The sequence below is a fragment of the uncultured Duncaniella sp. genome (genome assembly GCF_910577345.1).
Lineage (GTDB): Bacteria > Bacteroidota > Bacteroidia > Bacteroidales > Muribaculaceae > Duncaniella.
On record NZ_CAJTMT010000030.1, the window covers coordinates 26,882 to 37,872 of the forward strand.

Below are 10,991 nucleotides of genomic sequence, written 5' to 3' on the forward strand. Positions count from 1 at the left end.
TTTAGGCGTTTTTAGTCAGATGGTTCCTTCAATCCAGTCGATGAAGTTCTTCACACGGCTACGGCTTACGGAGGCCTCCACCGGAAGTTCGGGCTTGCAATACAATTTCAGTCTACCTCCGAAAAGTTTGGAACATCGTGTGACACTGCTGATATTGACAATGCAATTTCGTGAAGTCCGGAAAAACCGGCTGTTGTCGAGGGTCGACTCAAGATTGTCCAGCGTATAGTCTATGATATGACTTTTCCCGGAGAATAATTGCAGATAAGTGTATTTATCCTCGCTATAGAAGAACGCAATATCGTCTGTGGACACTGGCAGCAGAGAATCGCCGCAACGGACAATGAATCGGGTCTTGGGAACAGTCGTATACATGGTCTGGAGTTGAGCCATCTGTTGTCGGGAACCGATTTTTATTGATTCCCGCTCAAATCTGAGTATGGCCCCTTCAAGTTCGCTTTGCTCGATTGGCTTCAGAAGATAGTCGATTCCGTTGACTTTAAATGCTTTGATTGCATATTCATCATACGCTGTGGTGAATATCACAGGAATAGATATGTCGGTATGCTCAAAAATCTCGAAGCAAGAGCCGTCAGCCAATGTGATGTCGGCCAATATTAAATCGAAACTCTGTGATTTAAGTAGTGTCACGCTTTGTGCGACACTTTGTGCCCAGCCCGCCATTTGGAAGTCGGGCCGCAGGCGGTCCATCATTCTTTTCAGTTCTTCGTATGCCAAAAGTTCGTCTTCGATGATAAGGTAGCGTATCATTGGTTCTCTTGTGGTCGTTTTTTAGTCGGGTGGTCAGGATTCATTCATGCACTCCGTTCGGAGCAATGGTCCCGATGGCTTATATGAATCATTCAGAAGCTCAAAGGTAGATAATTTTTTAGAATTTGAATTTGATACCGGTTGATAGTCTGAGGGCTGCTTGAAAATACGGATCTTCCTTGTCATCATCGTTGAAACTGTCAAAGAACCCCTTTAGGCTTCGGTTGCTTATGCTCACACCTCTTATCCAGTTTCCGCCGATTCGTGCGAAGAGGGTGAATTTATCCGTGAACTTATATTCCGGAGATAGATAGGATTGCAGCATGGCCATTGAATAGATTTTATTTTTACCGTCAACTTTCATCACAGCCGTCAGTCCGTCAACTTCCATCGGGGTGAATTCAAGGTGAAATTGTTTCCATAAGCGGGTGGAAGCCGAGATTTTGATTCCGGTAGTCATGTCGATTCTGCAGGAAAATTTGCCTTTCTTTTGCCAACTCAGATAGAGCATGGGGACGGCCATGGGTGGGCCGTAGGAGTTGGTGATTCCACCTCCGGCTCCAAGGCTGAGATTATCGTTCATACGGTAGATGAAAATGACTCCTCCGCTTCCGAGAATAGATTTAGCCGAAATCTCATCAGCGGGAGCGAATACCCCGCCTCCAAGGCTTGCCAGAATGTCCCATTTTTCTGAGAGCGGACGGAGATGGATGATGCTGAGGCCGCTGTTTATAATACTTCCGGGGTTGAGGGTGGCAGATTCACCTTTATTGGACATTTCCGCGAATACGGCACTGATGTTTATTGCCCATGAGGTCGATCTTGATTCATCGTGCATCTTGACAACCAATGGAATATTGTAGGAGCCGGAAACAAGATACATTCCGCCTGATCCGAGGCGTGAGCCGGGAGTCTCACGCATTCGGCTTGATGAGAAATAGTCGTAACTGATGAAACCCTGGGCTGAGACGAGCAGGCCGGTGATTAGAAGGATGATAAAAATTGTAAATCTCATATATTTTTTTGATGCAAAATTATGGTCGCTGACAGCTCATGACAAGTAATTTCCGACAGGCGGTGTTTTCCGGCGGATGAGAAGTGGAATTCGATGACCGGAAACATTGACGGTATGGTCAAAGTGCGGGACCGGGAGCGTGGTAGGGTCACTATGCCTCCCCAATCCGAGTGAATCTTGAGGCAATTCAGGATTCGCTTTTGTTTTATTGGTATAAATCCGTTATATTTGCCGTATGAAATTGATTGAGTTGAACATGGACAAGATTATCGCCCTGTGCAAGAAGTACAGGGTTGCCAAGCTATGGGTGTTCGGCTCGATTCTCACTCCCCGCTTCAATGATGAGAGCGATGTGGATTTTTCAGTTAATTTCGACTCGGAAACCATAAATCGTGAAAACCTTGACTGGGCAGACATATTTTTTGACTTTATGCATGAGTTGGAAGGTTTGCTTGGACGCAGAATCGACCTTGTATGTGACGATGCAGTCACCAACAAGTTTTTCCGTGAGGAACTCGACTCAACCAAACACTTGATTTATGGATGAACGAATAGAAAAATATTTGACAGACACATCAATTAGCATTTCATAGATTGAAGATTCGCTTTTGTTTTATCGGTATAAATCCGTCATATTTGCCGTATGAAACTGATTGAGTTGAACATGGACAAGATTGTCGCCTTGTGCAAGAGGTATAAGGTTGCCAAGCTATGGGTGTTCGGCTCAATCCTAACATCCCGCTTCAATGATGAAAGCGATGTGGATTTTCTTGTGGAGTTCGATGAGGGTAAGATTGAACTCCTTGATTATGCTGATAATTATTTTGATTTCATCCATGCCATCGAGTCGGTAGTGGGACGCAAGGTAGATATGGTTGTCAATAGAGCAATCCGCAATCCATATTTCCGGAAAGAGGTTGATTCTACAAAGCGGTTATTATTCGTTAGACATCTTCCTGTCCTGAAGGAGGAAGTCATGCGGTTGTTGAATCAATAATGACCATTCAGACTCATTCCTTTGTAAAAATCTCCGCTGTCAATATATACTTTTATACCTTGTAAACGTTTATCATAATACTATGACTGTCGGAGAATTTGCAGATTTGGTCAGGGCGAAGTTGCCTTATACCGCCAATAAGCAGCAGGGTTTGCTTATTGACGCTCTTGCGCGTTTCTGTTCCTCTGCCACTCCTTCCGACTCGGTTTTCATCATCAACGGTTATGCGGGTACCGGCAAGACTTCGCTCACCGGTGCGCTTGTAAAGGCACTCGAAGAGGTCGAGCGGCCGGTCGTGCTTCTCGCTCCCACGGGGCGTGCCGCCAAGGTATTCAGCTCACATTCCTCGCATCCCGCCTACACGATCCACCGCAAAATCTACCGTGGTCCCTCAGGCAACCTTTCCGGCGGTTTCACAATGCTTCAGGACAACCGTCTCACCAACGCCGTCTTCATTGTCGACGAAGCCTCCATGATAGGTGACCACGAAGCCGAGGGCACATCCATGACTCCCAACAACGGTCTGCTCGAAGACCTCCTTCAATATGTCTTTACAGGCGACAATTGCCGTCTCATCCTCCTCGGCGACATTGCCCAGCTCCCTCCGGTGGGTTGCGTCGAAAGTCCCGCAATGGCTCCGAAGCGCTACAAGGAACTGGGGCTTCACGTCTCGCGCGCCATCCTGACCGACACCGTCCGCCAGGCCCGCAATTCAGGCATTCTCCGCAATGCCACATGGCTACGCCGCGCTATGCTCGTCGATCCCCTTCCCGAACCGAAAATCATACTCACAGGCTATTCGGATGTCTCAATCCTCGATGGAGAGGAGGTGCTTGACGCCATCAGCGACTGCTACCGTACCGACGGAGCGGCCGCGACAACCATCATCACCCGTTCCAACCGCCGGGCCACGGCGTTCAATCTCGGCATCCGCTCGCAGATTCTCGAATGTGAGGAGGAACTTGTCAAAGGTGAACGGCTTCTGATAGCCAAGAACAACTATACATGGTCATCTAAAATTAAGGGACTCGACTTCATTGCCAACGGCGACGTGGCGGTTGTAGCTGCGGTCCACGGTACGGAGGAGAAGTATGGTTTTCGCTTCGCCAACGTGACCCTCAATCTTCCCGACAGGGATGTGGATGTCGAGTGCAGGATATTCCTCGACACACTGACCGACGAAAGTGCTTCGCTTCCGCGCGAAAAGATGGAGGCGCTTGCCCAGGCCCGCATGGCCGACCCGGAGGTCAACGCTCCCGATGTCCCTTACGAGACACGGATGCGCCGTCTGCGCACCGATGAATATTTCAATGCCCTGCAGGTGAAATATGCCTACGCCGTCACCTGCCACAAGGCCCAGGGTGCCCAGTGGCCCAACGTTTTCGTCGATATGGGAGGCATACCCCCCGAAGCGCAGGGGCTCGACTTCTACCGCTGGCTCTACACGGCCACATCCCGTGCCACCGGCCATCTCTACTACATGAACCCCGACGAAGCGATGTGCGAATGAGCGTGGTTATGAGAGTGTGTCTAAAAAGAAATGTTAATACGAGGGTCCCGTATTTCGGAGGGGATTTTGTGGTGCAGTTGAAGGAGTGTACTTGATGTACACGACTGAGACAAAGCACAAAATACACCCGAAAGACGGGAGGCCGTGGTAACTTTTACAGACATATTCTATGTAATCGAAAAATTTAGAATCATTAATCAAATATGTGTGAATTGATAATTGATAACCCTGCACGACCACTCTTTGGTGCTTTTTTCTTAACTATGCGGTCGAGTGGCAAAGGCCACAACCTCTTCAGAGCTCGCGTGTGGGCTTGACCCACCGCACTCCCTTATCGTTAAGAAAAAATCCCTCAAAGATTGGTGGCCCTCGTGTTAACATTTATTTTTAGACACACTCTAAAATTTTTTGTATCTTTGTGGCCTAAACCGCTGAATATATGGACAACAATCCCTCCAATCCTCCTGCCGAAACGTCCACCGGAAAGTGGACCGAGATAGAGCATCTTCCCGAATGGGACGAGGAGTTTTACCACGTCTATACGGCCAAGAAATTTGGCAAATGGCTGATGCTTAAGACCCTCCGCCCCGAGCTGAAGGGTCAGCCCGAATATGAGCAGATGATTGAGAAGGAATTCGAGGTGCGCTACAATCTCGCCCATCCCCACATCATCATGATTAATGACTATGAGGATGTCCCCGGTCTCGGGCGCTGCATCATCACCGATGATGTCTATGGCGATTCCCTCGCCAAGCTAATCAAGGAGGGCAAGGTGACAGAGGAGCATCTCGCCAAGCTCCAGCATCAATTGCTCGACGCGCTCGACTATATTCAGACCAACCATCTCGAGCATCATCCCCTCAACCCCTCGCGCATCATCTTCACCGAAAATATCGGTAACCTCAAGCTCATCGACGTTGGTTTCGACCAGAAGTCGCACATCACTCCCAAGGATGCGAGCGAGGATATCAAGAACTACGGTGAAGTCCTCACCGCCGCTCTTGATGCGGTGGGCACTCCTCATCCGCGTCTGCGCAAAGTGGCCGAGCGGTGCATGAACCCCGACCCCGAGAAGCGTTACCACGATGTCAACGACCTGCGCCTCGCCCTTGCAGAGCGCAAGCCCAACAATATATATATAGCCATCATCGCCTTCCTTGTGGCCATGATAGCCTTCCTCCTTTGGCTCAACTCTCCCTACCGTCCCACTCCGTTATCGGAAACTACTTCAAGCGTTACAACTGAATCCACCAACTGATTATGCCGGTTACAATAAAGGCTATAGAGCCTGTAAAAAGCGAAATTAAGAAATATGTGAAATTCGGGATTGACCTCTATGACGGCAACGACTGTTTCGTGCCGAATCTGGTTTTTGATGAGGTCCATACCCTTCTTCCCGATAAAAATCCTGCCTTTGACTATTGTCGGGCGCAATCTTTCATGGCTTACCGCGACGGCAAGCCCGCAGGACGCATAACCGCGATAATCAACGACCGCCTCAACGAGACCACAGGCCGTAAGGAGGCCCGTTTCGGTTTTGTGGACTTCACGGACGATGCCGATGTGGTCGACGAACTCTTCGCAACCGCCGAGCAGTGGGCGCGCGACCGTGGCATGACCGAGATGATCGGTCCGATGGGTTTCACCGACATGGACCGCGAAGGTATGCTCGTCGAGGGTTTCGACGAGATGGGCACAATGGCCACCATATATAACTATGATTATTATCCCGCCCACATCGAGCGTCTCGGCTACAAGAAGGATACCGACTGGGTGGAATATCGCATAACCATCCCCGACAAGGTCCCTGACAAGATGACGCGCATCGCCGAGATCGTCCTCAAAAAATATGATCTCCGCATCCTCAAATACACCTCCGCCAAGAAAATCAAGGAGGAATACGGCCATGCGCTCTTCCATCTCATCAACGAGACCTACGCCGACCTTTACGGATACTGTACGCTGACAGAGCGCCAGATTGACTACTATATCGACATGTATCTCAGCATCCTGCGTCTGGAATATGTCAGTGTTGTGGTTGACAAAAACGGAGGTCTTGTCGGAGTGGGCATCACACTTCCCTCCCTTGCCGCCGCCCTGCGCAAGTGCAAAGGCCGTCTCTTCCCGACCGGTTGGTATCACATCCTCCGCGCCATGAAGGGGCAGAACGATGTCATCGACCTGCTGCTCATTGCCGTCAAGCCTGAATATCAGTCCAAGGGTGTCAATTCGCTCTTCTTCTACGACCTTCTCAACATCTTCATCAAAAACGGCGTGAAGTTTGCCGAGACCAACCTTGAACTTGAAAGCAACTCACAGGTGCAGTCGCAATGGGACTACTTCGAGAAGCGCCAGCACCGCCGTCGCCGCGCCTTCCGTAAGAAACTCTGATTTTGTGGACCTTGTAGGGACGCGCTGTAGCGCGTATGCCCGATGACAATCAAAATAAGGCAACCCTCGTAGGCAACCGTGCCTGATGAATTCCAAATGACCATACCATGACAGACCGTCCGCTGAAAATACTTTTTGTCGGTGATGCATCGTCGTATCACCGCACACTCGCGCGCGGTCTGGAAGAGCTTGGCCATCACACGGTCGTCGCCTCCAATGGAGGATATTGGCTCAATACGGGTCGCGACATCGACCTGCGTCGCCGTTTCAGCGGTAAGTTGGGAGGCCTTGACCTCTGGATGAGGTTGCAGACCGGTCTGTTGCGCCGCATGAGCGGTTTTGATGTGGTGTCCATCGCAACTCAAAGCTTCATAGAGCTGCGTCCGGGTCGCAAGCGTTTGGTTTTCGATAGACTCAAAGCCTCCAACCGCTCTATCTTCTATACAGCTCTCGGGACGGATCCGACATACGTCGAGGAATGTCTCGACCCTGTAAGCCCCCTCCGCTACAACGAATTCAAAATCTTCGGTGAGGACTCTCCGTATCTGCGGGCCAATCCTCACATCTGCGACGATTGGCTTGCCGATGACATGCTTCAACTTGACCGTCATGTCTATTCTTCGGTCGATGGCGCGATTTCCGCGCTCTATGAGTATGACGTTGCCCTCCGCCGCTCCCTCTCTCCGGATAAAATCGCATACGCGGGCATACCGATTGACACTGATGCTCTTCAGCCTGTCGAACTGCCCGACCGTCCTGACAAAATCCGCTTCTTCCTTGGCCGCTATCGTTCACGCCTCCTTTTAAAAGGCACCGACGTGATGGAGACGGCTGCCCGCGCAGTCGTGGAGCGTTATCCCGACCGGGCCGAACTCGTCATTGTCGAGAATCGCCCTTACGATGAATATCTCGAACTGCTGAAATCGGCCCACGTTGTCCTCGATCAGCTCTACAGCTACACCCCTGCAACCAATGCCCTTCAGGCGATGGCCTACGGGCTTAACACCGTTTCGGGGGGTGCTCCGGAATTCTATGATTTCATAGGAGAGAAGGAGCTGCATCCCGTGCTTCATGTCGAGCCGGACTATGAATCTGTAGTCAGGGCGCTTGAGGATGTGGTGCTCCATCCGGCCGGCCTGCGCCTGCGTGGTCTGCAGAGCAGGGAATTCGTGGTGCGTCACAATGACTATCGTCTCGTTGCGCGCCGTGCGCTTGAATTCTGGAAGAACCGTCTTGAATCAAAACAGTCAAATCTCCAAGCTTGATAACGCCATGCTCACACTCGATGTCCTTATATGCACCTACACCCCCGATGGCATCCGCCGTGTGGCCGGAATGAATCTTCCCGCTTTGGAGGGGGTGACATATATAGTGTCGTGGCAGGAACATGCGGATGCTCCCGTGCCCGACAGTCTTGCGTCGAGAAGTGATGTGCGCGTGTTCCGTCTCGGTCAGAAGGGGCTTAGCCTCAACCGCAACAATGCCATCGAGAATTCAACGTCCGACATCTATCTCATTGCCGACGATGATCTCCGCTACTCCGCAGCCCGCATCGAGGCTGTCCGCAAGGTTTTCGAGGAGGATTCCACGCTCGACTATGCTTCTTTCATGTATGAGGATTCGCAGGGTAGGGTGGGTGACAGCAAGATATATCCCACCGTTGAGTGTGATCTCCGCAAACGCTTGCCTAAGGGCTTCTATCAGACATCATTCGAGATAGCCGTGCGCCGTCGCGGTCTTGCCGCCGAACTCCGTTTCCATCCGGCTTTCGGCCTCGGGTCGCCGTGGCTTCATGCTGCGGAGGAGGAGATGTTTCTGCTGACTGCACGGCGGCTGAACCTCAACTGCCGTTTCTTCCCCATTGTCATCGCCACACATGATGGGCCTACGACCGGAAACCGTCCGGTCACTGATCCCTGTGTGCTCCGCGCCTGGGGTGCCTATCTCTATTTTGCCTATCCTTTCACCTTTCCCGCGCGGGTGGTGCTGAAAGCTCGTCGCCTTGACCGTGCCGGTCAGTCACGCTTCCTCACGGCGCTCCGCGAGATGCTGCGTGGTGTAGGAATCGGAATGTCGAGGGTCAATACCCCTTGGGAGGAGGTGCGCCGATGAGCGGAACTGTCTCCGGGCGGGTGTTGAAAGCCATGGGCCTTTTCGGAGGGGTCAGGATGCTCCAGATACTCTTCGGTGTTGTGAGGGTCAAGCTCATTGCCCTTTGGTTGGGCCCTGCGGGTGTCGGACTCTTCGGCATCTTCAACAATGCGGTGGAGACAGTGCGCACTCTTGCGCAACTCGGTCTCTCGTCAAGTTCGGTGCGTGAGATAGCCTCGCAACCGACAGCCTTACACCGTGCGTTGATTATTGCAGTGGTCAGGCGTTGGGCATGGATATTGGGTCTGTTCGGTGCGGTGCTGATGGCTGCCGGTGCGCCGATGCTGAGCCGGTGGACTTTCGGTTCGTCGGACCACACTTTGGCCTACATGGGTCTGGCATCAGTTATCTTCCTGCTGAGTGTTAACAGTGCCGGTGAGGCCATTCTGCAAGGTCTCGGAGAATTGCGGAGGCTTGCGAAGGCTTCTGTGTGGGGTGCGGGTGTGGGGCTCATTGTATCCGTGCCGATGTATTATTTCTGGGGGCTTTCAAGTGTTGTCCCGTCTATAATCGCCTACGCGGGCGCCACTTGTTTCTTTACCCTGTACTTCGGTCCTCGCGGAATTCGCGTTGAGCATCCGGTCTCCGCGTCAGAGACGCTTTCCTTGGGCAAACGCTTCATCATACTCGGTATCTACATGACTGCTGCCGATTTCATCGCGCAGGCCATGAGCTATGTGTTCGTCGCGTGGCTCAATGTCCGTGGCGGGGATTCGGAAGTGGGTTTCTATCAAGCCGGTTATACGGTGGTCAACCGCTATGTCGGTTTGATTTTCGCAGCGATAGCCACTGAATACTATCCGCGTCTTGCGCGTGTGGCCGGGTCGGCGATGCGTCTGCGGGTCTTTGTCGCCCATGAGATGCGCTTGCTGCTTCTGCTGCTGTTTCCGGCGGTGCTTTTCCTGATTGCGCTTGCTCCATATATTGTCAATATCCTTTACGACAGCCGTTTCGCCTCCGCAGTGCCTTTCATCACCATCGCGATGGCAGGCGTGGTGTTGCGCGGGGTGTCATACTGCATGTCATACGTCATACTTGCAAAGGGCGACGGTCACACTTTCCTGATGACTGAGTCGCTGAGTGCTGTCGCAGGCTTGGCTCTCAACATTGTATGCTACCGTTGGTGGGGCATAGCGGGTTTGGGTGTCAGCTACACGCTCTGGTATCTGCTTTATGTCATCATCATTGCCTGGGTCTACTGTATCCGTTATCGTCAGGCCCTCCCTCGCCGGCTTGTTCTCTTTGCATCCCTGACGTTGTGTCTGACAGTCGGAGCCATCATTGTGGCATCCATTATCTCACCGCTGTTTCTTCTGATACCCGCCGTCATTTCCGGCCTCCTCTCCCTCCGCAGCCTGCGCCGCCTGCTCATGAACAAACGAAAGTAGGGATAGCACCCCTTTTTAGGGGGAGATACAGAAGACTAAGGAAGGAGATACAGAAGAACAAAAGCTCAGAAGAGACAAAAGTTAATAGTAAATTACGGTAAATCATATTTGTCATCTGTAATTTATAGCATCCGGTATATCCGGTTTATAGATTTACTACAAGTACTTATATGTTTCTCTTCTTTCTATTCCTATAATGCTTGTAATGTGATGCTTGTATGCTTGCTATAGTCACACAACTTTGCGGGCATATATATTGTTATTGTAATATATTTGTAGTATATTTGCAGTATAATAGATTAGATTTATGGATGTAGCATTGACAAAGAGAAATCAGAGTTTCCGTTTGCCTGTTGATTTGATTGACAGGCTGAAACTTATGGCCAAGCGTCAGAACCGCAGTCTCAACAATTTTGTGGAAACACTATTGTTGGATGCCGCCTATCATGAGCCAAATGCCGAAACCCTCGCAGCGATGAAAGAAGCCGAAAGCGGCGCACTGCGTGATGTGCCGGCAATAGATTCATCCTCAATTGAAGCTATGGAAAAATCTATGGGCTTATGAAGAAGCTGAAACCAACTCCGCAATATAAGAAAGATTACAAAGGCTTTCGCAAATAATTCTAAAAAGAAAGAGAAATTGTTTGAGCTTCTTGGTATGCTTCAAAATGAGATTCCAATCACCTTGCCGGACGGCAATATGTTAGCTGCGTAGTCCAAATGATGATTCCATCACCAGCTTAAATAAAAATAAAAAAAACGGGTAGT

The 10,991-nt window shown here is 50.8% G+C and carries 11 protein-coding genes; 9 read left to right on the plus strand and 2 right to left on the minus strand.

Annotated elements, in window-relative coordinates; translation table 11 throughout:
- Positions 1 to 15 precede the first annotated feature (15 nt).
- Together QZ310_RS11375 and QZ310_RS11380 are read right to left on the minus strand one after the other, a co-directional pair.
- Positions 16 to 771 carry a LytTR family DNA-binding domain-containing protein gene (locus QZ310_RS11375; protein WP_297072881.1) on the minus strand — a complete coding sequence of 252 codons (756 nt, stop codon included), beginning with the start codon at positions 769 to 771 and terminating at the stop codon, positions 16 to 18.
- A gap of 118 nt (positions 772 to 889) precedes the next feature.
- Positions 890 to 1,786 (minus strand): DUF6268 family outer membrane beta-barrel protein, encoded by an 897-nt coding sequence (locus QZ310_RS11380; RefSeq protein WP_297072883.1) that lies wholly within the window; start codon positions 1,784 to 1,786, stop codon positions 890 to 892.
- Positions 1,787 to 2,042: 256 nt separating this feature from the next.
- Between QZ310_RS11380 and QZ310_RS11385 the strand changes: the two genes are divergently transcribed.
- The 9 genes from QZ310_RS11385 (at position 2,043) to QZ310_RS11425 (ending at position 10,788) form a co-directional block, all read left to right on the plus strand.
- A complete protein-coding gene (locus QZ310_RS11385) occupies positions 2,043 to 2,333 on the plus strand; it encodes a nucleotidyltransferase domain-containing protein (RefSeq protein ID WP_297072885.1) in 291 nt (96 codons plus the stop codon).
- 96 nt (positions 2,334 to 2,429) lie between these two features.
- On the plus strand, positions 2,430 to 2,783 hold the full coding sequence (locus tag QZ310_RS11390; RefSeq protein WP_297072887.1) for a nucleotidyltransferase domain-containing protein: 354 nt from the start codon (positions 2,430 to 2,432) through the stop codon (positions 2,781 to 2,783).
- Between the two features lie 82 nt (positions 2,784 to 2,865).
- Positions 2,866 to 4,293 (plus strand): AAA family ATPase, encoded by a 1,428-nt coding sequence (locus tag QZ310_RS11395; RefSeq protein WP_297072890.1) that lies wholly within the window; start codon positions 2,866 to 2,868, stop codon positions 4,291 to 4,293.
- Positions 4,294 to 4,732: 439 nt separating this feature from the next.
- Positions 4,733 to 5,551, plus strand: coding sequence for a hypothetical protein (locus tag QZ310_RS11400; protein ID WP_297072891.1), 819 nt, complete (start codon positions 4,733 to 4,735; stop codon positions 5,549 to 5,551).
- Between the two features lie 2 nt (positions 5,552 to 5,553).
- Positions 5,554 to 6,684 (plus strand): N-acetyltransferase, encoded by a 1,131-nt coding sequence (locus tag QZ310_RS11405; RefSeq protein ID WP_297072893.1) that lies wholly within the window; start codon positions 5,554 to 5,556, stop codon positions 6,682 to 6,684.
- A 107-nt stretch (positions 6,685 to 6,791) separates the two neighbouring features.
- A complete protein-coding gene (locus QZ310_RS11410) occupies positions 6,792 to 7,949 on the plus strand; it encodes a glycosyltransferase family 1 protein (RefSeq protein WP_297072895.1) in 1,158 nt (385 codons plus the stop codon).
- Entirely contained in the window at positions 7,918 to 8,796 is an 879-nt protein-coding gene (locus QZ310_RS11415) for a glycosyltransferase (RefSeq protein ID WP_297072896.1), read from the plus strand. Before QZ310_RS11410 ends, QZ310_RS11415 begins: the two co-directional genes overlap by 32 nt.
- Positions 8,793 to 10,223 carry an oligosaccharide flippase family protein gene (locus QZ310_RS11420; RefSeq protein ID WP_297072898.1) on the plus strand — a complete coding sequence of 477 codons (1,431 nt, stop codon included), beginning with the start codon at positions 8,793 to 8,795 and terminating at the stop codon, positions 10,221 to 10,223. The genes QZ310_RS11415 and QZ310_RS11420 overlap by 4 nt, the downstream gene beginning before the upstream one ends.
- Positions 10,224 to 10,530: 307 nt before the next feature.
- Positions 10,531 to 10,788 carry a toxin-antitoxin system protein gene (locus QZ310_RS11425; protein WP_297072900.1) on the plus strand — a complete coding sequence of 86 codons (258 nt, stop codon included), beginning with the start codon at positions 10,531 to 10,533 and terminating at the stop codon, positions 10,786 to 10,788.
- The last annotated feature ends 203 nt before the right edge of the window (positions 10,789 to 10,991 follow it).